The sequence below is a fragment of the Nocardia sp. NPDC052254 genome (genome assembly GCF_040679495.1).
In the GTDB taxonomy this organism is placed as follows: domain Bacteria; phylum Actinomycetota; class Actinomycetes; order Mycobacteriales; family Mycobacteriaceae; genus Nocardia.
Genome location: NZ_JBFAUW010000001.1, coordinates 169,876 through 190,503 on the forward strand (window position 1 = coordinate 169,876; position 20,628 = coordinate 190,503).

General features: G+C 66.9%; 23 protein-coding genes. 12 read left to right on the forward strand and 11 right to left on the reverse strand.

Features of this window, described 5'->3' with window-relative positions; all coding sequences use genetic code 11:
• Nucleotides 1–74 precede the first annotated feature (74 nt).
• Nucleotides 75–962, forward strand: coding sequence for an alpha/beta hydrolase (locus AB0L57_RS00815; protein ID WP_364954942.1), 888 nt, complete (start codon nucleotides 75–77; stop codon nucleotides 960–962).
• A 22-nt stretch (nucleotides 963–984) separates the two neighbouring features.
• On the opposite strand, the gene AB0L57_RS00820 is transcribed toward AB0L57_RS00815, so the two are convergent.
• The gene (locus AB0L57_RS00820; protein WP_364954945.1) at nucleotides 985–1,638 is read right to left on the reverse strand and encodes a TetR/AcrR family transcriptional regulator; all 654 of its coding nucleotides are present in this window, start codon (nucleotides 1,636–1,638) and stop codon (nucleotides 985–987) included.
• Between the two features lie 471 nt (nucleotides 1,639–2,109).
• On the opposite strand from AB0L57_RS00820, the gene AB0L57_RS00825 reads away from it, so the two are divergent.
• From AB0L57_RS00825 to AB0L57_RS00835, 3 genes are all read left to right on the forward strand, one after another.
• A complete protein-coding gene (locus AB0L57_RS00825; protein ID WP_364954948.1) occupies nucleotides 2,110–2,568 on the forward strand; it encodes an OB-fold domain-containing protein in 459 nt (152 codons plus the stop codon).
• A complete protein-coding gene (locus AB0L57_RS00830; protein ID WP_364954951.1) occupies nucleotides 2,561–3,706 on the forward strand; it encodes a thiolase family protein in 1,146 nt (381 codons plus the stop codon). The genes AB0L57_RS00825 and AB0L57_RS00830 overlap by 8 nt, the downstream gene beginning before the upstream one ends.
• A gap of 217 nt (nucleotides 3,707–3,923) precedes the next feature.
• Nucleotides 3,924–4,565, forward strand: coding sequence for a TetR/AcrR family transcriptional regulator (locus AB0L57_RS00835; protein WP_364954954.1), 642 nt, complete (start codon nucleotides 3,924–3,926; stop codon nucleotides 4,563–4,565).
• A gap of 140 nt (nucleotides 4,566–4,705) precedes the next feature.
• Here the strand turns inward: AB0L57_RS00835 and AB0L57_RS00840 are convergent, their stop codons facing one another.
• The 4 genes from AB0L57_RS00840 to AB0L57_RS00855 all read right to left on the reverse strand — a co-directional run bounded on the left by AB0L57_RS00840 (nucleotide 4,706) and on the right by AB0L57_RS00855 (nucleotide 7,878).
• Nucleotides 4,706–4,966, reverse strand: a complete 261-nt coding sequence (locus AB0L57_RS00840; RefSeq protein WP_364954957.1) for a hypothetical protein — start codon at nucleotides 4,964–4,966, stop codon at nucleotides 4,706–4,708.
• A 226-nt stretch (nucleotides 4,967–5,192) separates the two neighbouring features.
• Nucleotides 5,193–6,446 carry an FAD-dependent monooxygenase gene (locus AB0L57_RS00845; protein ID WP_364954960.1) on the reverse strand — a complete coding sequence of 418 codons (1,254 nt, stop codon included), beginning with the start codon at nucleotides 6,444–6,446 and terminating at the stop codon, nucleotides 5,193–5,195.
• Nucleotides 6,447–6,551: 105 nt separating this feature from the next.
• A complete protein-coding gene (locus AB0L57_RS00850) occupies nucleotides 6,552–6,884 on the reverse strand; it encodes a hypothetical protein (RefSeq protein WP_364954963.1) in 333 nt (110 codons plus the stop codon).
• A gap of 238 nt (nucleotides 6,885–7,122) precedes the next feature.
• On the reverse strand, nucleotides 7,123–7,878 hold the full coding sequence (locus tag AB0L57_RS00855) for a class I SAM-dependent methyltransferase (RefSeq protein WP_364954966.1): 756 nt from the start codon (nucleotides 7,876–7,878) through the stop codon (nucleotides 7,123–7,125).
• Nucleotides 7,879–8,024: 146 nt separating this feature from the next.
• On the opposite strand from AB0L57_RS00855, the gene AB0L57_RS00860 reads away from it, so the two are divergent.
• Nucleotides 8,025–8,207 (forward strand): hypothetical protein, encoded by a 183-nt coding sequence (locus AB0L57_RS00860; protein ID WP_364954969.1) that lies wholly within the window; start codon nucleotides 8,025–8,027, stop codon nucleotides 8,205–8,207.
• Between the two features lie 75 nt (nucleotides 8,208–8,282).
• On the opposite strand, the gene AB0L57_RS00865 is transcribed toward AB0L57_RS00860, so the two are convergent.
• Nucleotides 8,283–8,621 (reverse strand): nuclear transport factor 2 family protein, encoded by a 339-nt coding sequence (locus AB0L57_RS00865; protein ID WP_364954972.1) that lies wholly within the window; start codon nucleotides 8,619–8,621, stop codon nucleotides 8,283–8,285.
• Between the two features lie 572 nt (nucleotides 8,622–9,193).
• On the opposite strand from AB0L57_RS00865, the gene AB0L57_RS00870 reads away from it, so the two are divergent.
• A complete protein-coding gene (locus AB0L57_RS00870) occupies nucleotides 9,194–10,195 on the forward strand; it encodes a serine/threonine protein phosphatase (RefSeq protein ID WP_364954975.1) in 1,002 nt (333 codons plus the stop codon).
• 126 nt (nucleotides 10,196–10,321) lie between these two features.
• Here AB0L57_RS00870 and AB0L57_RS00875 read toward each other — a convergent pair whose 3' ends face one another.
• Complete coding sequence (locus tag AB0L57_RS00875; protein ID WP_364954978.1) at nucleotides 10,322–11,212, reverse strand: SAM-dependent methyltransferase; 891 nt, start codon at nucleotides 11,210–11,212, stop codon at nucleotides 10,322–10,324.
• Nucleotides 11,213–11,326: 114 nt separating this feature from the next.
• Here AB0L57_RS00875 and AB0L57_RS00880 point away from each other — a divergent pair, with 114 nt between their 5' ends.
• Together AB0L57_RS00880 and AB0L57_RS00885 are read left to right on the forward strand one after the other, a co-directional pair.
• Nucleotides 11,327–11,710, forward strand: a complete 384-nt coding sequence (locus tag AB0L57_RS00880; protein WP_364954981.1) for a nuclear transport factor 2 family protein — start codon at nucleotides 11,327–11,329, stop codon at nucleotides 11,708–11,710.
• Between the two features lie 2 nt (nucleotides 11,711–11,712).
• Nucleotides 11,713–12,048 (forward strand): helix-turn-helix domain-containing protein, encoded by a 336-nt coding sequence (locus AB0L57_RS00885; RefSeq protein ID WP_364954984.1) that lies wholly within the window; start codon nucleotides 11,713–11,715, stop codon nucleotides 12,046–12,048.
• Between the two features lie 216 nt (nucleotides 12,049–12,264).
• On the opposite strand, the gene AB0L57_RS00890 is transcribed toward AB0L57_RS00885, so the two are convergent.
• Nucleotides 12,265–13,752, reverse strand: a complete 1,488-nt coding sequence (locus AB0L57_RS00890) for an FAD-dependent oxidoreductase (RefSeq protein WP_364954987.1) — start codon at nucleotides 13,750–13,752, stop codon at nucleotides 12,265–12,267.
• Between the two features lie 332 nt (nucleotides 13,753–14,084).
• Here AB0L57_RS00890 and AB0L57_RS00895 point away from each other — a divergent pair, with 332 nt between their 5' ends.
• A complete protein-coding gene (locus tag AB0L57_RS00895; RefSeq protein ID WP_364954990.1) occupies nucleotides 14,085–14,483 on the forward strand; it encodes a hypothetical protein in 399 nt (132 codons plus the stop codon).
• Between the two features lie 298 nt (nucleotides 14,484–14,781).
• Nucleotides 14,782–15,060, forward strand: coding sequence for an OB-fold domain-containing protein (locus AB0L57_RS00900; RefSeq protein ID WP_364954993.1), 279 nt, complete (start codon nucleotides 14,782–14,784; stop codon nucleotides 15,058–15,060).
• Nucleotides 15,061–15,174: 114 nt separating this feature from the next.
• Here the strand turns inward: AB0L57_RS00900 and AB0L57_RS00905 are convergent, their stop codons facing one another.
• Nucleotides 15,175–16,200, reverse strand: coding sequence for a serine hydrolase (locus AB0L57_RS00905; protein WP_364954996.1), 1,026 nt, complete (start codon nucleotides 16,198–16,200; stop codon nucleotides 15,175–15,177).
• A gap of 258 nt (nucleotides 16,201–16,458) precedes the next feature.
• Between AB0L57_RS00905 and arfB the strand changes: the two genes are divergently transcribed.
• The gene (gene arfB / locus AB0L57_RS00910) at nucleotides 16,459–16,869 is read left to right on the forward strand and encodes an alternative ribosome rescue aminoacyl-tRNA hydrolase ArfB (RefSeq protein ID WP_364954999.1); all 411 of its coding nucleotides are present in this window, start codon (nucleotides 16,459–16,461) and stop codon (nucleotides 16,867–16,869) included.
• Nucleotides 16,870–17,010: 141 nt separating this feature from the next.
• Here arfB and AB0L57_RS00915 read toward each other — a convergent pair whose 3' ends face one another.
• Nucleotides 17,011–18,360, reverse strand: a complete 1,350-nt coding sequence (locus AB0L57_RS00915) for a TIGR01777 family oxidoreductase (RefSeq protein WP_364955002.1) — start codon at nucleotides 18,358–18,360, stop codon at nucleotides 17,011–17,013.
• A 312-nt stretch (nucleotides 18,361–18,672) separates the two neighbouring features.
• On the opposite strand from AB0L57_RS00915, the gene AB0L57_RS00920 reads away from it, so the two are divergent.
• Complete coding sequence (locus tag AB0L57_RS00920) at nucleotides 18,673–18,870, forward strand: CsbD family protein (RefSeq protein ID WP_364955005.1); 198 nt, start codon at nucleotides 18,673–18,675, stop codon at nucleotides 18,868–18,870.
• A 221-nt stretch (nucleotides 18,871–19,091) separates the two neighbouring features.
• On the opposite strand, the gene AB0L57_RS00925 is transcribed toward AB0L57_RS00920, so the two are convergent.
• Nucleotides 19,092–20,531 carry an MFS transporter gene (locus AB0L57_RS00925; protein WP_364955008.1) on the reverse strand — a complete coding sequence of 480 codons (1,440 nt, stop codon included), beginning with the start codon at nucleotides 20,529–20,531 and terminating at the stop codon, nucleotides 19,092–19,094.
• Nucleotides 20,532–20,628 lie beyond the last annotated feature (97 nt).

The window sequence follows — 20,628 nt, forward strand, 5'->3', positions numbered from 1 at the left end:
CGGCTCACTCGTCCGGGGTCGCGTGCTGCCGCTATATGGTCGCTTGGAGTAGGTCTGTGGCGAAGGAGATGACGATGGTGGCGACGGCGGAGTCGGTGGCGGCGGCTCCGGGATGGTTCACCGAGGCCATCGCGGAGTTGCCCGAACATCGCGAGGTCGAGAGCGCCGGCGGCGCGATCCATCTGCGTTGCTGGGGCCGCACCGGAACCCCCGGCGTGGTCCTGGTGCATGGTGGATCGGCACATTCGGGCTGGTGGGATCACATCGCTCCGCTGCTCGCGACGACACATCGCGTGGTGGCGCTGGATCTGTCCGGTCACGGTGACAGCGTCGTGCGATCCGAGTACCCGATCGAGGGCTGGGCGGACGAGGTGATGGCGGCCGCCGCGGCCGGTGGGATCGCCGGTCGGCCCTACATCGTCGGGCACAGTATGGGCGGCAGGGTGGCCGCGGTCGTCGGCGCTCGCCACCGGGAGTCGGTCGCGGGTCTGATCATCATCGATTCGCCGTTCCAGGAGCCGTCCGGGGAATCCATCGTCCGGCAACTGCGCCGCACCCCGAAGGCTCATCCGACCCGGAACGACATCTGCGCCCGGTTTCGCACGGTGCCCGAACAATCCGTCCTGCTCCCGTACGTGGCGCGGCATGTGGCGGAGGAATCGGTGCGCGACACCGGCGAGGGATGGGTCTGGAAGTTCGACCCCGACATGTTGCGCAAGCGCCTCGAACAGGGGCGTATCCCGCCCCTGGGCTCACTGCGCGGTGTCGCGGCCCCCGTGCTCTACATCCGATGCGAGCGGGGGCTGGTGACGCCGGAGCGGGCGCGGGAGATAGCGGCGTTGTTCGAACGCCCCGCGACTGTCGTCGAATTGAGTGCGGCCGGCCATCACCCGATGATGGATCAGCCACTCCCACTCGTCGCGACGCTGCGCACCGCGCTCGCCCAGTGGGAGTCCCGGTGAAGCCGGTCGGGTGCCTGCGGCGTCACGAGGTCGCGGTGCCGGTGGGATCGGTGTCCGTGGGGCGCTGCGGAAGTGGGTCGGTCCAATAGACCGCATGACCCCACAGTTGCCACAGGGTCTCGACTGCGACGTCGTCGGTGAGGGCGGTGTGCGGATCGTCGTTGTGGTACTGCCAGGTGAGGCAGAACTGTTCGACCATGGCGGCCAATGCCGAAGCGGCGATATCGGGGTCCAGGCCCGGGCAGTATCGGTCGGCTTGCGCCGCGCGGACACCGTTCGCGATGAGTTCTGTTGCGCTGCGGTGGATGTCGCGCCATCGTGCGGCGAACGCGGGATCGATCATGGCTGCCTGGGTGATCCCGATGATCTCGGCCAGATGTTGGCGATAGTGCAGCCAGAACAGTCGGATGGCCTCGCGTAACGCGGCGACGGGGGACAGGCCGCTGCGATAGGGCTCGGCGATCCTGGCCTGTAATTGCTCGCTGAAATCCTCCGCGAGTTCGGCGAGCAGGGCCTCCTTGCCCTCGTAGTGCTGATAGAGCAGGGCGGGCGAGCGGCCGGCTTCGGCGGCGATGTCGGTCAGCCGGGCGTTGAGGTATCCGTCCCGGATGAAGACCCGGCGAGCACCTTCCCGGAACGCTTCTCGCGTCGCGCGGCCACGCGCTGTCCTGGCCATACACTCCCCGTCCGGTTGCCGGATACCGCGTCGCCTTCGCCTCGGCCGACCTCGATTCCGATGTCGACCGCCTGCACCTTACCCGCGGTGACGCGGCGGGCCGCGCGGCCTGCGCGGCTGCGATGGGCCGAGAAGCCATCCGTGCGCGGCGCGCAGTTCGGCCTCGAGCACCTTCCGGCGAACGACTGAGATTCGGTGCCGCCGTGGATCTGCCGGAATCGGCGGAGGGGGTCTGCACGGCCGCGCGCACCACGGGGTGATCGGCGCGGAGCTCTGCGCGAGATGTCCCTTCGAGCAGGGGGAACCGGAGGAAGGCCGGCGAGTTGCCGCTCCGCCGGCATTTACATTGATTTCGACGTCAGTGTAAAATTTGGCGACGCTTGTACAAGGTCGGCGAGCACCGGCGCTCCGCGATGGTGCCGACGGCGATTGCGTACGGCGCCAACGGCATCGCGATGGGAAAGGGTGTTCATGCAGAGCTGGAAACCGGTGGCCGAGGAGCTGTTCACCTGGCCCGATGACAATCCTGCGCTCATCGCCGGACGCTGTGCGGAGTGTGCCGCGGTCGCCTTCCCGCTGCGGCCTGGATGTCCGCGGTGCGGCGGTACGACGATCGAGCGGGAGCTGCTCGAGCGCGAGGGCGTGCTGTGGTCGTGGACGTCGCAGGGCTTCCGGCCCAAGGAGCCGTTCGCGGGCAATCTGCTCGGCGCCGGCGGCGAGCCCTGGTATGTGGGTCTGGTCGAGATCGGCGGGAAGATCCGGGTCGAGAGCTTGCTGACCGGGGTCGGGGAGGGGGATCTCCAGATCGGGATGCCGTTGCGGTTGACCGTGATTCCGGTCCGAACCGATGACTCGGGCGAGACCATCGCCGCGTTCGCATTCGAACCCGCGGCCGCCGGCGCGCGCACCACGGAGGTCGTCGATGCCTGACGTGGCAATCATCGGAGTCGGCCTGCACCCGTTCGGGCGCTTCCCCGGTAAACCGGCGCTGGAAATGGGTGCCTACGCCGCCAGGATGGCGCTGGCCGACGCTGGAATCTCCTGGCCGGACATCCAATTCGCGGTCGGCGGAAGTTTCGAGGTCGACCAGCCCGACGCCGTGGTCGCCCAGCTGGGCGTGACCGGCATTCCGTTCACGAATGTGTACAACGGCTGTGCCACCGCGGGCAGTGCGCTGTCGGTGGCCAGGCAGACGATCCAGCTGGGCGATCATCGACTCGGCCTGGTGGTCGGGCTCGACAAACATGAGGGTGGTGCCTTCACCTCCGACCCGACCGACTACGGCTGTCCGGCATGGTTCGGTGAACTGGGTCTGTTCCTGACGACGAAGTTCTTCGGGATGAAGATCAACCGCTACATGCACGACCACGCCATCACCCCCGAGACCCTCGCCGCGGTGGTGGCCAAGAACCTCGACAATGGCGCGCTCAATCCGAATGCCTTCCGGCGCAAGCCGATCGGCGTCGAGGAGATCCTCGGATCGCGGATGCTCAACTATCCGCTCACGCAGTACATGTTCTGCAGCCCGGACGAGGGCGCCGCGGCGCTCGTGGTCTGTGACGCCTCGATCGCGCACAAGTACACCGACACCCCCATCTATCTGCGCAGCGTGGTGACCCGCACCCGGCGGTACGGCGCCTACGAGGTGCACACCCCGTCGACCTCCACCGACAACATCCCCGCGCCGACCGTCGACGCGGCGCGCGCGGCATTCGAGATCGCGGGCATCGGGCCCGAGGATGTACAGATCGCGCAGTTGCAGGACACCGATGCGGGCGCCGAGGTCATCCACATGGCCGAGGTCGGCCTCTGCGCCGACGGGGAGCAGAACGATCTCATCGCGCGCGGGGCCACCACATTGCATGGCGCACTGCCGGTCAACACCGATGGGGGACTGATCGCCAACGGCGAGCCGGTCGGCGCATCGGGACTGCGGCAGGTGTTCGAGTTGGTGAATCAGATGCGCGGCCGGGCCGGTGACCGGCAGGTCGACGGCGCGCCGTCGGTCGCACTGGCGCAACTGTACGGTGCACCCGGTGTGGCGGCGGTGTCGATCCTGAGCCGATAGTCACCGCCGCGGGAGATGGCAGGTCCGCACACATCCGTGAGCCGGGCGCGCCCTCGATCACGAGGGGACACCAGCTGCCGGGGATCGCCGCGCGCGAGGCTTTCGAGTCGGGCGCCGGACGCGGTGTGTCTCGGTGATGTGGTGATGAGCGGCGTAGTCGCTACGCTGCGGTTCGGTGGTGCCCAGGTGGGCACAGGCCGGAGAGGAGAATGTTCCGATGGATGCCGGGCCGCGTTCCGCGAAGGGCCGCCGCACCCGTGCCCGCCTGTTGGAGGGCGGAAAAGCGGTGTTCGAGCGAGACGGATTCCTGCAGGCCAGGATCACCGATATCGCGAACGAGGCAGATGTATCGCACGGCGCGTTCTACCACTACTTCGATTCGAAGGAATCGCTGTTCCGGGAGATCGCCGAAGAGGTCGAGGTCCGGCTGGTATCGATGGACGACATCGCGCAGGACGGCGAACGCAGGGGCAGCGCCGTCGACCGTATCCGCGCCGCCAATCGCTCATACTTGCTGGCCTATCGTCGCGAGGCCAAGATCATGCGGGTGATCGAAGAGGTCAGCCGCTACGACGATGATGTGCGGTCGATCCGGGCCAAGCGCGACGATCTGCTGGGGCTTCGCCTCGAGTCCGCGGTCGCCCGGTTACAGGAGGAGGGAGCGGCGGATCCGAGAATCGACAAGCGCTACGCGGCCATGGCACTCGGCGGAATGGTCGCGCGCTTCGCCGAGATGATGTTCATCGGCGGCTGGTCCTACGACCTCGATCCGGCAGTGGAGCAGCTGACATTGTTGTGGGCCAATTCGCTCGGGCTGGATACCGACGATCCGCGATCGAACCAGCCCCGAGCCACATAGTTACTTTTATTGACGTCGACCAATATTTTCTGAGGGCCGGCGGTGTCGCGGGGAGGTGCCCGGGCGTCCTCGGGTCAGGACCGCGATCGTGAAGCTGTCCGGTGAGCGGGTGGCCGGACGCGCGACATCGCCAGGCCGGATCAGAAGGCGCTGCCCGTTCGCGGCAGACGGAGACCGTTCCAGCCTCCCTGCCAATGGCCGCGATGGCCGTGTCCGCGACCATGACTGCCGTGTCCGCGACCGTGGCCGTGGCCCTTGACATCCTGCACCGTCTGCTCCGGGCCGGACGCGGTCGGCGATGCGGCAGCCGGGCCGGCGAATGCCGCGACGGCGATCAGTGGTGCCGCTGCCGCGAGCGTGAGCGCGGTGCCGCGCCGGAGGCTGGACGAATTCCTCGACATTGTTCGATCGATCCCTTCTTCGGCTGTGGCGCTCGAGTACACGAGCCGCCCGAGCGCCACACCATCTACTATCTGCGTACGTAGACAGTATCCAGTGTGGCGCTGCCGGCCAACCCCCGAACATGGGGATTCGGTTGATAATTCGATAAGAATCTCTACTGCCGGCACCGGTCGCGGATCGGGTGAGTCGTCGAATTGTCGCTACCCGGTGCTCACTCGCACGGGCTCAGCGAATCGGCGGATCGGAGCGGATCGGAGCCGGCGGGCGGAGTGGCGAGGGCGGTGCCATCGCGCGTTCCCCGCGTCTGGCAGCGCGCCACCACCGGTGCGCGGAGTCGATGGCGCGCCGGACCTTTCGCACGGGGGGTACCTGCGTGAGCAGGTGTTGCTGATATTGCCACGGCATCTGCATCCCGTGCCGAGCTGCCATCGCATAGGCGAACTGCACGGCACTGCGGTCGAGATAGCGGTCGGCGTGTTCGAACCAGGCCATGCTGGTCCGGGCGCAGGCCTGTATCGGGCGCAGCGCGGCACGGCGTTGCGCGTCGTAATCGTCCAGCGCGTCGGCGATCTCGGCATGCTCGTAGAGGACCTGTGCCAGTACGACGGCATCGACGATCGCCAGCCGGGTGCCCGACCCGATGGTGAAATGTGTCGTATGGGCCGCGTCGCCGAGCAGTACCACGTTGTCGTGATACCAGCTCGTGTTGGTCACCTCGGGAAAGCGGTTCCACCTGGCGAACTCACCTCGTGTGCTGCTGATCAACGAGTGGCCGTCGAGCGGACGGGCGAAGATCTCCTCCAGAACGCGCAGGTTCCCCCGGTTGTCCTGGGAATCGAATCCCAGTCCGCACCAGGTCCGCGGCTGGCACTCGACGATGCAGGTGCTGATTGTTTCGGCCACCGAGGGGTAGGCATGGAACCAGATCCATCCGGCCGAGGTGTGTTCGAAGGCGAAGGTGAATCGGGTGAAGACCTTGTCCGTACCGAGCCAGATGTACCGATTCTCGCCGAGCGTGACGGACGTGCCGAAACGATGGCTGTCCCGCTGGCGGACTCGGCTGTTCGCGCCGTCGGCGGCGACGATGAGATCGACGTCGCCGAAGTCCGACAGATCGAGGACCTCGCGCCCGTGCTGGACATCGACGCCGAGGTCGCTCGCCCGCCGGGAAAGGACCTCGAGCAGTGCCGCGCGTCCCATGCTGAACCCGTAGCCCCCGAAATATGCGGTGTCGCTGTCGCGCAGGTGGATCGCCTGTTCCTGCCACAGGACCGACCTGGTGCGGACGGCATGGGCGCTGTCGGGGTCGTTGCGGTACAGAATGTCGAGCAGGTCGTCCCAGTACACGACGCCCCAGCCGTAGGTGGACCCCAGGGGGTGGTGGTCGATCACGGTGATGTCGTGGGCCGGGTCGCGTCGCTTCATCGAAATGGCGAAATACAGCCCGCCCGGCCCGCCGCCGATACATACGATCTTCATCTCGTCACCCGCTTCGGCGCGGTCGGTCGAACCCGGCTTCCTGTGATCGGTCCTCGAAGTCGCCGAGCCCGGCACGTCGTGCGTGTCCGGGCTCGGTCGTCGGCGCTAGAAGCTGCCCCAGCCGCCGCCGAACGGGTTCCACCAGCCGCCGTTGCCCCAGCCGCCGCCATTGCCCCAGCCGTTGTTGCCCCAGCCACCGCCGTGACCCCAGCCGTTATTGCCCCAGCCGCCGCCGTTGCCCCAGCCGTTGTTGCCCCAACCACCGCCGTGACCCCAGCCGGGGCTGTTGACATGTTGGGTTGTGGCCGTGGGCGTCGTCGCTTGCGCGGTAGGTGCATGCGCTGCGGCAGCGACTACCGGAATGGCGGCAGCTGCGGCGATACCGGCGGCGGCCGCCAATCGGGCCAATTTCGAGTGTGAATTCTTGTTCTTGATCATGATAGGGCTCCAGATAACAGTCCCGACCTGGTGAAATTCTACGCGTTTTTGCGAAAGTCCAGCGGTCCCTGTACAATCCCTGACACATTTTCGCGAGTGCTCGATCGCCAGATGGCCGCGTATACCGCAACAGGAACACGTCCCACGCCGCGACGCACGGTATGCATGTGGTGTGCGGGGGCAGCGAATAAGACAGTGTCACAGTTCAATTCGGAATTCGGCACGCGTCGGCTGGTGGTCAGGGTTTGGCGGCTTCGATGAGCGTGCGGGTCGAGTGAGCGATGAACGGGCCCTGCCGCTGCATCTGGTCGTGCAGTCGACGCAGCCGGTCGAGGTGAGCGTCGACGGTGAATCCGGGGACCATCCAGATGACCTTGCGCAGAAAATAGATCACGGCGCCGATGTCGTCGAATTCCATCCGCAGCCGCTCGGTCCGCTGGTCGACGATTTCCAGCCCGGCTGCTCGGGCGGCGGCGGCTTCGTCGTCGGGGTCGCGGGCGCGCCGTGCCCGCGGTTGCGGTCCGAGGAAGTATTCGACCAATTCGAACACGCTGGCCGGGCCGATGTGCTGGGCGAAATAGGTGCCGTTCGATCGCAGGACGCGGGCGATCTCGCCCCACCAGATGGTCGCCGGATGCCGGCAGGTGACGAGGTCGAACGCCGCATCGGCGAACGGAAGCGGTGGCTCATCGGGCGTGGCGACGACGACCACGCCGCGTGGGTGCAGCAGTGCCGCGGCCTTGGCGATGTTGGGTGGCCACGACTCGGTGGCAGCCATGGTCGGTGGGAATATCGCCGCCTCGGCGAGGACTTCACCGCCGCCGGTCTGGATGTCCAGTGCCGCGGTGGCGGTCGTCAGGCGGGCGCTCATCAGCCGCTGGTAGCCCCACGACGGGCGTGCCTCGGTGGCTCGGCCGTCGAGCCATGAGAAGTCCCACCCGGCCACGGACACCGACGCTGCTTCGCGCACCAGATCCTCGAACGTCCCTGTCATGGGGAACCATACTGCCCCTCGGCCTCGTGTGAGATCGACTGATTTACCCCCGCGATCCACGCTGTCGGAGGGAGCGGGCCGCAGCACACGCGATATACGCTCCCTCGTGGCACGGCGCGGTTCGACAGGGGCGCAATGGATTCCGGATGCCCACGCTATGGTGTCGGGAATACGCCGTCGTCCGTCCCGAGTATCCCGCGACGCCGGCCGGCATCACCTGTGCCGGAGACGATTTCACGGTGTCGCCGTGCCGACCCGAAACTGGGACGGACGCGGTCCTGGTCGACAAGGATGTGGAGTCCTGGGACGAGTTCGTCGACTTCGGATGAAGTGCCGCTACAGAACTACCTCTGATATCGGGCGGGAAGGGGCCAGAACTCGCCGTGTGGCAGTTCCGGCCGCTGTCAGCCCTCTCGAATCGTCATCGACGCAATGCGGTCCCCGCGGCTGCGGAAGGTGAATCGGGACAGACCGTTGGCGTGGTTGCTGCGCCAGTCACCGACCACGGTGACATCCCCGGTGTCATCGTCGACGGTCACCTCCTGCGGAGTCAGGGTGCCGTCGGAACCGATGAATTCACGGTCGCTCCATGCGGCGATCGCATCTCTACCGGTGAAGATACGGCCCCAGTCGTCGACGAATCCGTCCTCGGTGAAGGAGTCGAGGAACCGCTGGGCCTCGTGCTGATTGACCACACCGATGACGGTGTCGACCGGGCTCGGGATCTCGAGATCGTCGGCCATGATTGTGGCTTCCTTTCGTCGGCTACCGGACTCCCTTGCCATGTAATCACCGTCGAGCACGCCGAGGATGGAACGACTCGTGTCTCATGGCGAGGCAAATGGGGGCCTTCATCACCGCACGTCGGCGTTGTTCCATGTCGCCGTCTCCGCAGTTGCTGCGAGACGGCGACATTGGTGCCCGGACGTTCGGGGGAGGGGAGAGGTTCGCTCGCGTTGAGCGGGTCGCGGGGGAGTGCGCCTCACGTGGCGTGCCGGCCTCGGGCCGGTATCCGACTCGCCTTCGAGCGCGGCTCGATGTGGGGAAATCGGTTCCTGGACGGACGCGTCACGACGCCTCAAAAGTATCTATTTACTTCGATATGCGCATCTATGCATGAGAGTTCGACTTTTCCCCTCGCAAAGATCGAAAACCAACCGCAAAAAGACAGCCGCGAGGAGAGCCGGCCTGCGTGGGACGCTGCTTCGCTGCTGGTAGGGGAGAGGGGTGGCGGAATCCCCGTGGCAACCCCGCATGCGGCTCGGGCATGTCTTGTTCGGGTGGCGGTCTGCTCTGCCGGTGACACAATCGTGCGATGACAGCGGCCAGAACTGCATGCCACCAGAGAATCTCGGCTTTCCTGGCAGCCCGCAGTGATTTCGAGCTCGCGGAGCTGATGGGTGCCGGTCGAGTCATCGGTGTGGGTGTGGGTGGTGGCTCGGCGCTCATCGATGTCGACAGCGTGCCGGTGTTCACCAAACGGATCCCACTGACCGGCCGGGAGGTCGGCGATTCGGGATCGACAGCGAACCTGTTCGATCTGCCGATGTTCTGCCAGTACGGTATCGGCGGCCCCAGTTTCAACGCCTGGCGCGAGCTGGCCGCGAACGTCATCGTCACCGATGCTGTCCTGGCCGGCGAGACGGAATCGTTCCCGATCCTGTACCACTGGCGGGTACTTCCCGGCCGGTCGCCGGTCGCATCCGAACATGCCGACATCGATACGGTGGTCGCTGCCCAGGGCGGTTCCTCGGCCGTGCGGGCCCGTCTGGAAGCGCTGGCCGCCGCAACGTGCAGCCTGGTGCTGTTCTGCGAGTACATCCCGCACCCGATTGGAGACTGGCTGCGTGACGACCCAGCCGGTAAGGCGGCCACAGTGGAGCGGCAGCTTTCGGAGATCGTGGCGTTTCTGCGGGATCGGGAATTGCTGCACATGGACGCGCATTTCGGCAATGTGCGCACCGACATGGAGCGGCTCTATCTCAGCGATTTCGGGCTCGTCACATCGCCGAGATTCGACCTGTCTGCCGCTGAGCGCGACTTCGCCGAACAGCACGTCGCTCATGATGCCGACTACGCCGCCATGCGGCTGGTCAACTGGCTGGTGGCCGATGTCTGCGGGCGGTCGTCATCGCACGGTGGTGGTCCGGTCGCGCGCAACGAGTATGTACTCCGGTGCGCCTCCGGATGTATACCGGATGACGTGCCACCGGGTGTCGCCGCGATCTTGACCCGGCACGCACCCGCCGCGGCGAAGATGAACGCCTTCTACTGGAAATTGTTCGGCGGCGACCACGCGGAGTATCCCGACATCTGAGGGGGAGTGAGCTGCTTCGCCCGTCACGTCGGCGCCAGTTTCTGATCGATACGCCGCGAACGACCCGGATGCGGAGTCATCGTGACGCGGCGGGTGGTGTCGACAGCGGGAACGTGCGGGGAAATGTCAGCGGCTCGCCCGCAGTATGCGGACCGGGCGTAGCGCTGGGGGTGGTTCGCCCTCGAATTCCGCTGAGCCATCGAGGTATCCGGCGATGAGGTCCGCAGCGGTGTGGTCTTCGACGTCGGTCAAGCCGAGCGCACGCAGCTGTGCGGCGATGCCGTCGGGGGTGAAGTAGCTGAACCAGGGTTCGCCGACAGCTGTCGCCCGCTGTTCGCGCGCCTGTAGCTGCGCGCGGTCCTCGTCGGTGTCCGCCGACCGCAGGTAGTCGAAGATCACCTCGACCGGTTCGGATTGCCGGGCGATGTATTCGAGCGTGCCGCGGACGGCGTCGGGGGTCAGATAGAAGACGACACCGAGCCACACGAATACGGCCGGATCGGTCCGGCTGAATCCCGCGGCCTCCAATCGTGTTGCGAGTGTGTCGGTTTCGAAGTCGACCGGTACGAAAGTCAACTGCTCGGGCCGGTCGATCCCGGATGCGGTGAGGCGTTGGTGTTTCCACGCTTGAGTGGCGGGATGGTCGACCTCGAACACCTGTAGACCCGGATGTGGGTTGCGGTAGGCGAAGGTGTCCAGGCCCGCGCCGAGGATCACGACCTGTCGCACGCCGCCGGCGGCCGCGGCGGCCACCCGATCTTCGGCGAAGCGGGCACGGGCGGCGAAGAACAGGCGGCGCGGTCGATCGCCGACGCCGAGCCGCAGGATGTCCGAGTCGTCGGCGCCACCGGGGCGTTCCACGGCCGGCCGGCCCAATTCGGTGAGCTCATCGACGCTGACACCCAGTAGCGGTGCCGCCAGTGGATCGGTGAGAATCACTGGCCGGTCGGCGATTTGATGATAGGCGCGGGCGTAGGCGGTCACGAGTGCGGTGCGGCTGGGTCCCTCATGGTCCATGCTCACGACGCTACTCATGAACGTCACGCGATTACCACATCCGTGGACGCGCCGTTTCCGCGGTGTGGCGGGTTATGACTGGCAGGAACCGGGTCATGCCTCTAAAATAGAGGCATGACCGAAAGTCTCATCCTGCGGGTGTGGCAATCGAAAGACTCCACACAACTGCCGGCCATGCTTGCCGAAGAGGCGACTTTCTCGAGTCCGGTCGCCGATTATCACGGCCGGGCTCGTGCGGCACACCTGCTGGCCACGATCGCGACGGTGGTGGACTCGGTGTGCGAGACCCGGAGGTGGTCCGACGGGCAGCAGGCGATGTTCGCCTTCACCGCGCGCTTCGCCGGCCAGGAACTTCAGGGGGTGCTGCGGGAAGAGGTCTCCGAGACCGGCAGCCTGACCCACGTGACACTGTTTCTGCGGCCGTATCGGGTGCTGCGCGCGGCCATCGCGGAAATGGCACGACGACTGGACGAGTCGCCTCCGCCGCGAGCGGCGTGATCGTGGCGGCCGAAACGCCACGTCCGGGCCGCCCGGTGCGCGGATCGACCACCGGGCGCCCGATCATGGCGCTGTTCGATCTGCTCGGGCGGCGCTGGGTGTTGCGGGTGATCTGGGAACTCGATCAGGCTCCGGGCCCGCTCACCTTCCGTGAACTGCGCACCGCGTGCGGAGACCTCTCCTCGAGCGTTCTGACGCGTCGGCTGTCCGAGCTCACCGAGGCGCGCCTCGTCGAACACGAGCAGGGGTACCGGCTGACCGCGGCCGGGCGGACACTCGTCGAGCGGCTCGCGCCACTGACGCGGTGGGCTGCCGAGTGGCGAGACGACGATGGATGACTCGCCAGCTCGGATCGATCGGGCCGAGCCACAGATGCGTGGCCGCGGTGGCGTCGAGTGAGGTTTCGGTCTTGGAGGCTTGATGGAACGCGATGTCGACGAGGGTGCGCAACTGCCGGACCGACCCGCCGAGCTCCGCGCCGATGCACCGCTGCGGCGAACGGTGCGTGGGGCGTCGGCGTGGGCGATCGTGGTCGACGTCGTCCGACCTGGCCGTCAGGCGGGGTTCTGCGCGGCCGCGCTCTGCCCGGCGCGGCGGCCGAAGAAGCTGCCGTCCCCGAGCGACGTTCCGGAGGCATAGCCGCCGGCACAGACACCGGACGTGCAGCGTCCGGCGGCGAACAGGCCCGGGATCGGGTCGCCGGAGACGTGCAGTACTTCGGAGTCGATGCTGGTACGGAGGCCGCCGAGGGTGAACCCGCCGGTCATGTTCCGCAGGTCGATCGCGGCCACGGGGGAGCCGATCGGTGTGACCCATTCCGATTTCTTGCCGAGTAGTGGGTCCGCGCCGTTCGCGGCGTGCCGGTTGTATACCTCGACGGTGGCCTGGAGCGACCCGGCGGGCAGCCCGATCTCGGCCTCGAGCTCCTCGACCGTCTCGGCGACCCACTTCGGCCGGTGCCGCAGCTGGACGGTCGCGGTCGGCCGGGTCATCCCCTCTTCGTACGCCGCCTCGTCGATGATCAGGTACGACTGGTTGCCGTTCTCGTACAGCGTCGCCTGGCCGACGCGGCCGGGGTAGGTGTCCTCGTTGATATAGCGCTGGCCGCGTCCGTTGACCAGAATGCCGCGGACGAACAGTTGCGGGTCGCAGAAGAACGCGACCTCCGCGGCGTCCATGTGGGCGAGGTCGGCGCCGAGCGCCTGTGCCATGCGGATCGCGCGGCCGTCGTGCTCCTCGATCGAGGCGGCCGGTCGGTTCACCATCTTCGGCGCGAACGACTCGAGCATCGTGTTGTTGTAGGCGAAGCTGCCGGTCGCGAGTACGACACCCTTGCGTGCTCGGACCGCGACATCCTTGCCGTACTGCTTGGCCTGCAGGCCGACGACCCGGCCGTCGTTGTCGACGATCAAGGTCTGCACGCGCATGTCGTACTCGGCGCGGACACCCAGTGCGGCGGCCTTGTCGGTGAGTGGCTTCATCAGCATGTAGCCGCCGCCTCGCTCGGAGCTCACATGCTTGTCCTGCATCTGGGGGACGTGGCCGCGCGGTGCCGGGGCAATGGTCGCGTTGAACGGTGCGGCGTTCTCGCCACCGGTGTACTGCAGGCCGTCGTCCCCGGGCGGTTCCCAGCCGGGCTCGCCCCAGAAGCTCGCCTTGAACGGCACCCCGCACTCGTCGGCGAGCCAGTGGTAGTGGTCGACGCTGCCTTCGCAGTAGGCGTCGATCTTCGCCTCGTCGGTGCCGGGGCCGAGTGCGGTCTTCATGAAGGACTTCATGTTGTCGACGGTGTCGTCGAACCCGCATGCCTTCTGCAGTGGGGTGCCACCGCCCAGGTAGATGAAGCCGCCGGCCATCGCCGCGGCACCGCCCCACCCGCCCGCGCGCTCGAGGACGAGTACGTCGGCGCCTGCCTGTGCGGCGCCCACCGCGGCCGACGCGCCGGCGACGCCGAAGCCGGCCACCACCACGTCCGCCTCGGCGGCCCAGGTGGAGACTTGATCTTCGCGGATCGGGTGGAGTGAAGATGCCCCGGTAGACATGTGATCGTCCTTTCGGTCGAAGACGCAGCGCGGAGAGCGGTACGCGGTGCCCTTCGGATGTGTGCGCGGAACCGGTCCAGCGGCGTGGTGATCTGGGGGATCACCTCCGACGCCGACTACCCGATGGCATTGTGTCCGACGGCGCGGCCGGGATGAGCAATCGTTCCCAGCCACCGGACGGGTGTCGTTCTCGGGGCAGATGACGCGCCATGTGGTTCTTCGTCGAGCGGCGCGAAAACAGGTATGCGTATGGGTAGTTGTCCGGTGGTTCGCGGTGGTTGCGCCGTGAATTCTGGTAGCCGATGGATCAGCCCCTATCCGCGAGGACTCTCATGGACCCGCACGATCGCCGACGCATGTACCCCAGGGCAACTCGTGATGCCTCGACCTCCCGGCACGGCGTCCGTGCCGGGCGAGACGCGGTGGATATCGACACGATGTACGGCTCGTGCTGGGTGCTGTCGTCGCTGAGCCAGCTTGATCATCTGTATCGCGGGCGATCCATCGATGCCGACGCCCAGTGCGTGATCGAGTTCGCCATCCGCTGGGCGCCGTTCGGCGGTGCCGACCCCGCTGATCTGCTCGTTGCCTTCGGAGTCGGTCGTCGCCGCTTTCTCGAACTGGTCCGTGAAGGTCTGCGACCTCGCCAGACCGACAACCGCGAGGCGCGGTGGCTCAAGCAGAGGCTTCTGGATTCGCTGGTGCCCGGGCGGGAGCCCGGGTTCGCCTAGGGAAGTCCTGCGGGGTCATGGGTTGTGGTTCAGCGGAAGTTGCCTGCCGGAAAACGGGTATGTCGACACGTAGTTCGACCGATGTGGTGCTGCTCGCCGGTGACGAGGCTGAGATGTGTTCGGTCGACAGCTTCGCGCGGAGGATTCGATGTCTGTATCCACACTTCGGCACAGATCTCATGACGGCACCGTGATGGTGGCGAGTGTCCTGATGATTCGGCGGTGTGCGAAGTGCGACAAGTTGTTCGCGCCGCTGACTGCGGGATGTTCCTCGTGTGCGTCCGAGGATTTGGAGCTGGTGCCGTCCTCGGGTGCCGGTTCGGTCGTGTCGTGGCGGGTGGTGGATCGGGCCGGCTTTCGTGGTGAGCCGGGGTCGTTGACGGTCGCGGTGGTGGAACTCGACGAGGGGCCGTGGGTGTACACGTCGCTGGAGGGCGAGGTGCCGCTGGTTCCGGATCGGCCGGTGCGTGTGCATTTTCAGCCGTGCCCGCGGGAGGACAGGTTTCCGGTTTTCGTGGTGTGCGCAGATCCCGAGCACCGGCGGTGCGGGTCGGTCGGCGTCGACCTGGAACGCTGACTCGTCTTGTCGATACGCCGAGAACGACTCCGTCGTTTCGCGCGGTGCGGGGCCCGGGCACACCGCTTGCCGGGCAACGACATCGGCCAGTGGTCCAGTCCCGGTGCGCGAGAACTATTCGACGGTCTGTGTTCGTGCGATCTGTGCCAGTCGTTCCCAGGCCGGTGAGGTGATGCCGATCGATTCGCTCACCAGGCGAACCAGTTTCGGGTCCAGCGCCGGGGTTGCCCGGCCCGCTTCGGCGGATTCGACGGTCAGCCATCGGTGGCTGCGATCGGCGAGGTCGACCAGGCGCGGGTCGTCGGGCGGCCAGTCGAAGGCGGTGTCGTAGTCGAGGTAGATGGCCCGGAATTGCGGATCGTCGATGGCGTCGAGCTTGTCGGCGATCCACTCCGACGCCTGGTCCGGGGCGACCGACTGCAACAGAATCCAGATGTCGCGCTCCATTCGCATGCTCCGCTCGCTGGCCCCGAGCTGTTTCAGGAGATCGAGGTAATCGGCGACCTCGGTGGACACGAACAGCCGTTCGCCGGAACTCAATTCGGCGATCTGCTCGCGGGTGCGGCGGATCTCTTCGGCGCGTTCGGCGAGCATGGTGTCGATTTCGGCGATCGCCGCCGCGAACTCCTCGGCGTTCGCGGCCAGCAGTTCCTTGACCCGGGCCAGGGGTACACCGGCCCGCGCCAATGTCTTGATCTTGACCAGGGCGACGGCGTCTTCCGCGCTGTAGCGGCGGTAGCCGGAGTCGTCGCGCTCCGGCTCCGGGAGCAGGCCGCGCTGATGGTAGACGCCGAGCTTCCATTCCAGACCGGCCGTGTGGTTGAGCAGCCGCATCACCGTGATGTCGTCGGCGTCGGTGGGGGCGAATTCGGGGACATAGCGCCGCACCGGCGCGTCCAGTTCCACTCGCTCCTCGGCGACCAGGCACATCAGCGCGGTAGCGGTGAACGTCTTGCTGACGGATCCGACCCCGAACATCGTGTCCCGGTCCACCGGAAGCGGATTGTGCACGCTGGTCGCCCCGTGGCACGCGAAATCTTCTCGACCATCGATCGATACCCCGACGGCGACACCCGGCAGGCCGAACCTCTCGGCCTCGTTCGCGACGAAATCCGGTAATTGCTGGGTCATCTCGTTCATGTCTCCATGCTCGAACCTTGCCCCTGGGGCAAGGTCAAGTCCTCATCGGTAACTCTCCGGCCGTGGTTTCGATCGGGTGCGACACGGTCATGGCCCCAGCGGCCCGGCGGAAGGCTCGAGCACCGTCACCCGATCGTGCGGTCTCGCTGTCGCTATCGTGAACGACAAGGTCACCATCGAGTCGCTGCTGGACCGATATGGCCTGGTGGACTCGCAGACAGGAAAGAGCGGCATCGGATCGTGGCAGCGGACCTCACCGTGACTCGGGCGTTGGTGATACCCGCGTCCGAGCTACGCGAGCGTTTCTCCCGGTCCGCGGGACCGGGAGGACAGCATGTCAACACCACCGACAGCCGGGTGGAGCTGTCGTTCGATCTCGCGAACTCGCCCGCTGTGCCGGAGCGGCTGCGCACCCGGATGCTCGACCGCCTGGCAAACCGGCTGGTCGACGGGGTGCTCACGGTCGCGGCATCGGAGCAGCGCGCGCAGTTGCAGAACCGCGCGGTAGCCCGCGAGCGCCTCGCGTCGTTACTGCGTGCCGCGGCTGCCGCCCCGCCACCCGTTCGCCGCCCCACCAAGCCCTCGCGTGGAGCCATGGAACGTCGCATCGCCGCGAAGAAGCGGCGCGGCGCCACCAAACGCAACCGCCGCGCCTCCTCCGACGACTAGCCGACCGGCAGCGCCGCCCGTCGGGACGGCGGAGCGGTCGTTGTCGAACCGGTCGGTGCTCGCACTGCCCGTCCGTGTCCTGTCCTCGCGCGCAGCAGCCCGAGCGGGACGGCCGCATTCTTCGATTCGACATGGGCGCGATCAGGTGTGACGACCGAGCAGGTGCCGCAGCGCGGACTCGATGTCCTCGTCGCGGAAGTGGTGTCCCGCCGTGGTGAGTTGCTCGGGTGTGACCCGCTGGCTGGCCGCCGCGAGCTCGTCGGATCCTTGCCGCCCCAGGAGCAGTTCGGGACCGAACCGCGGAATCGGCAGTATCGCGGGCCGATGGAGTACGTGCGCCAGCGCCCGGGTGTATTCGAGATTGCGAACCGGCTGCGGTGCAACGGCATTGACGGGTCCGGAAAGGTCGCTGTCCCACAGTGCCCGGTGATAGATGTCCACGAGATCGTCCACCCCGATCCAGGACAGCCATTGTCGACCGTCACCGACGCGTCCGCCCAATCCGGCTTCGAACAGTGGGCGTAGCAGCCGGAGTGTACCGCCGCGTGGTGATTGCACGATCCCGGTGCGGACCGACACCACCCGGGTTGCGCTGTTCGCTGCGGCGGCGGCCGCGGCCTCCCATCGGGCGACGACGTCGGCGAGGAATCCCGTACCGGGGGAGCTGGTTTCGTCGAGGATCTCGTCGGCTCGGTCGTAGCCGTAGTAGCCGATCGCCGAGGCGCTGACGAAGGTTCGCACACCCGCGCTCGCCGCACGTTCGGCGAGTGTGCGGGTCGGCTCGATGCGGCTGTCGGCGATATCTCGTTTGTGCTGGGTGGTGAAACGGCCCGCGATCGATGCACCGGCCAGATGCACGACCGCGTCGACGTCGTCGAGCAGGTCGTGAGCCGGCGCGTGCGGATCCCATTGCCGCTCTGCGGGATCTGTGGGTGCGCGGCGGACGAGCCTGATCACCCGATGGCCGCCGGTCGTGAGGAAGGCGGACAACGCCGAACCGACCAGACCCGATGTGCCTGTCATCGCGATCGTCGCCGGTTCGAACCCTCGCGCCGCGGCGCGGCGGTGCGCGGCGAGGTCGTCGGCGAGCTGGCGGTACCTGTAGTCGAAGATCGGCCGCAGCAGGCCGGCGGGAACCGGTGTGTCGACCCGGTCCGAGACCAGGGTGTGCTCACTGTCGATCACGTCGAGGTCGTGGGTGTGCCGCCACGGCAGGAGCCGGCCCAACGGCATCGACGCCAGTCCGTCGACGGCGATTTCGTCCACGAAGCGATGCGGTGGGTCGTAGCCGGCGGGCAGGTGCCGGGCCACCCAGCGCAGTCCTCCCGGCAGCCGCATGACCGCGGTGCCGTGGGCGAGTGACTCGGCTTCGGACTCGATCGATATCGGCTGCCAGGGCGGGGTCAACCGGCGAATGGCACCAGGTCGGTCGAACCATTCGAATATTTCAGCCCGAGGTGCCGCTATCGCGTTCGAACACTCGATGCTCATGATTCGACTCTAGCGACCTGCCTGCCGCGTCTCGGTGCAGTCGAGCTCGTCTTCGCGCGGCGGAACGTCGGCGTGGAGGAAGCCGCGTCGCCGCGCCGGCGCATGGTCAGGTGCTGGGGGGTTGCCCAGGTGGGCGATGGGTTCGCGGCGGCGTCGAGCGCCGTCATCCGTCCGCTGGGCGTCTCGATCCACGCGGGGACGGATGTGGCGTTCATCGCGCAGTGGGTGGAATCGGGATATCGGGGTAACGCGAAGTATGGATGTCGAAAAAGAGGCATCCATGGAGGCACAATCCCGAGTGGAAGGACCGCCATGAGCGCAGACAACAAGGCCGAGGAATTCAAGGGCCGGGCCAAGGAGGCTGCGGGTAGCCTCGCCGGCGACGAAGATCTGAAGGCCGAAGGTCAGGCCGATCAGGGATCGTCGAAGGTGAAGCAGCATGTCGACGACGCCGCCGACAAGATCAAGGACGCCGCTGATTCGGTGAAGGACAAACTGCAGGGTCACTGACACCCGCAGGGCGCTGTTGCGCGAACGAGCGTGGACCCCGGCCGAGGGCTGACCGCCGGGGTCCCGCGGTCGCTGTCGACATTCGTCGGTACGGAAGTCGCGGTGTCATTCGTCTGGGAGCCGGGTCCGTAGGGTGGACGGCCACCGGCGCTGATCCACTGCTCGTCGGCGCGCACGACCCGGCTCTGTTCGCGCCCGCCCGAGCGCTGCGAGGCCAACGGTCATGGTCGACCGTCTCCGACGACGACCTCGGTCGTAGGGCGGGTCGGCCGGTCGGCCGGGACGGGTGGGCGCTCGGCAGGTGGGGTCTGAGCGGTGTAGTCGATGTCGCGGGTCTCGCGGACGCCCAGCAGCGCGAACAGCGACAGCAGACCGGCCGCCGACAGATACAGGCCGACTGCGGCGATGTTGCCGTCGGGCCGCCACAACGCAACCGCGATGATCGGCGCGAGTGAGGCGCCCAGAACGCCGGCGAGGTTGTAGACGACCGCGGACCCGGTGTATCGGACGTCGGCGGGGAACAGTTCCGGCAGCAGCGATCCCATCGGTCCGTAGCTGGCCCCCATCAGGGCCAGGCCCACGATGACGAACGAGACGCTGAGCGGAACCGATTCCGGGGTGCTGAACCATGGCTGGAACATCAACCCGAACACCGTGACCGCGGCGAGGGTCGCCAGCAGGGTCCGTCGTCGGCCGATCCGGTCGGTGAGGAGACCTGCCACTGTGGTGAAAACGGCGAAGAACACCACGCCGATCAGCAGGATTGTCAGGAATCCGGTGCGGCTGAATCCCAGGCCGGCCTTCGTGTCGGTGGCCGGATTCGCGGCCGCGGTGCCATAGGTGAGGGTGAAGGTGGTCATGAGATAGAACAGCACGTACGTCGACACGCACAGCAGGGTGCCGAGGACGAGATGGCGCCAATGGGTGCGTACGAGCCGGGCGGCCGGCACTCGCGCGATATTGTCCGCCGCGGCGACATCGGTGAACACACTGCTCTCCACGATCTGTAACCGCACATACAGACCGACGACGACCAGAATCGCGCTGAGCAGAAACGGGATTCGCCAGCCGACGTTGTCGAAGGCGATGGCGCCCGGGCCGTCGGAGTGCGCGGGCATGCTCGCGGTGAGCAGCAGGAACACCCCGTTGGCGAGGAAGAACCCGATGGGCGCACCCAGTTGCGGCAGGCTCCCGAACAGCCCTCGCCTGCCCGCCGGTGCGTTCTCGGTGGCCAGCAAGGTGGCACCACTCCATTCACCGCCGAGCCCGACGCCCTGGACGAAACGCAGCACCGCCAGCAAGATCGGCGCCCACAGTCCGGCGATGGCGTAGGTCGGCAGGCAGCCGATCAGCACGGTCGCGGTGCCCATGATCAGCAACGAGGAGACCAGCGTTCGCTTGCGTCCGATCCGGTCGCCGAAGTGCCCGAACACAAGGGAACCGATCGGCCGGGCGAAGAATGCGAGCGCGAAGGTGACGAACGACGACAACTGTGCCGCGGTGGGGCTTTCGTGCGGGAAGAACAGTTTCGGGAATACGAGCACCGCTGCCGTGCCGTAGATGTAGAAGTCGTAGAACTCGATCGACGTGCCGATCAAACTCGCGATCACCACTCGTGATCGCCGATTGCCCGGGACGGTGTCGGTCCGGAGTTCGGTCATACGGCAATTCCTTCATGTGACAGGACAAGTGCGCGAGCCATTGTCCCAGCCCGCCGATACGCCACGCGCCGCGACGCACAGGGGCCATCCGCACACC

Bases quoted from the DNA above. Each gene is read 5' to 3' on its own strand.
- AB0L57_RS00920 (WP_364955005.1), top strand. From the start codon at position 18,673: ATGAGCGCAGACAACAAGGCCGAGGAATTCAAGGGCCGGGCCAAGGAG.
- AB0L57_RS00845 (WP_364954960.1), bottom strand. From the start codon at position 6,446: ATGAAGATCGTATGTATCGGCGGCGGGCCGGGCGGGCTGTATTTCGCC.
- AB0L57_RS00925 (WP_364955008.1), bottom strand. From the start codon at position 20,531: ATGACCGAACTCCGGACCGACACCGTCCCGGGCAATCGGCGATCACGA.
- AB0L57_RS00880 (WP_364954981.1), top strand. From the start codon at position 11,327: ATGACCGAAAGTCTCATCCTGCGGGTGTGGCAATCGAAAGACTCCACA.
- AB0L57_RS00820 (WP_364954945.1), bottom strand. From the start codon at position 1,638: ATGGCCAGGACAGCGCGTGGCCGCGCGACGCGAGAAGCGTTCCGGGAA.
- AB0L57_RS00890 (WP_364954987.1), bottom strand. From the start codon at position 13,752: ATGTCTACCGGGGCATCTTCACTCCACCCGATCCGCGAAGATCAAGTC.
- AB0L57_RS00875 (WP_364954978.1), bottom strand. From the start codon at position 11,212: ATGGACCATGAGGGACCCAGCCGCACCGCACTCGTGACCGCCTACGCC.
- AB0L57_RS00860 (WP_364954969.1), top strand. From the start codon at position 8,025: ATGCCCACGCTATGGTGTCGGGAATACGCCGTCGTCCGTCCCGAGTAT.
- AB0L57_RS00815 (WP_364954942.1), top strand. From the start codon at position 75: ATGGTGGCGACGGCGGAGTCGGTGGCGGCGGCTCCGGGATGGTTCACC.
- AB0L57_RS00870 (WP_364954975.1), top strand. From the start codon at position 9,194: ATGACAGCGGCCAGAACTGCATGCCACCAGAGAATCTCGGCTTTCCTG.
- AB0L57_RS00830 (WP_364954951.1), top strand. From the start codon at position 2,561: ATGCCTGACGTGGCAATCATCGGAGTCGGCCTGCACCCGTTCGGGCGC.
- AB0L57_RS00825 (WP_364954948.1), top strand. From the start codon at position 2,110: ATGCAGAGCTGGAAACCGGTGGCCGAGGAGCTGTTCACCTGGCCCGAT.
- AB0L57_RS00855 (WP_364954966.1), bottom strand. From the start codon at position 7,878: ATGACAGGGACGTTCGAGGATCTGGTGCGCGAAGCAGCGTCGGTGTCC.
- AB0L57_RS00895 (WP_364954990.1), top strand. From the start codon at position 14,085: ATGGACCCGCACGATCGCCGACGCATGTACCCCAGGGCAACTCGTGAT.
- AB0L57_RS00905 (WP_364954996.1), bottom strand. From the start codon at position 16,200: ATGAACGAGATGACCCAGCAATTACCGGATTTCGTCGCGAACGAGGCC.
- AB0L57_RS00915 (WP_364955002.1), bottom strand. From the start codon at position 18,360: ATGAGCATCGAGTGTTCGAACGCGATAGCGGCACCTCGGGCTGAAATA.
- AB0L57_RS00865 (WP_364954972.1), bottom strand. From the start codon at position 8,621: ATGGCCGACGATCTCGAGATCCCGAGCCCGGTCGACACCGTCATCGGT.
- AB0L57_RS00840 (WP_364954957.1), bottom strand. From the start codon at position 4,966: ATGTCGAGGAATTCGTCCAGCCTCCGGCGCGGCACCGCGCTCACGCTC.
- AB0L57_RS00835 (WP_364954954.1), top strand. From the start codon at position 3,924: ATGGATGCCGGGCCGCGTTCCGCGAAGGGCCGCCGCACCCGTGCCCGC.
- AB0L57_RS00850 (WP_364954963.1), bottom strand. From the start codon at position 6,884: ATGATCAAGAACAAGAATTCACACTCGAAATTGGCCCGATTGGCGGCC.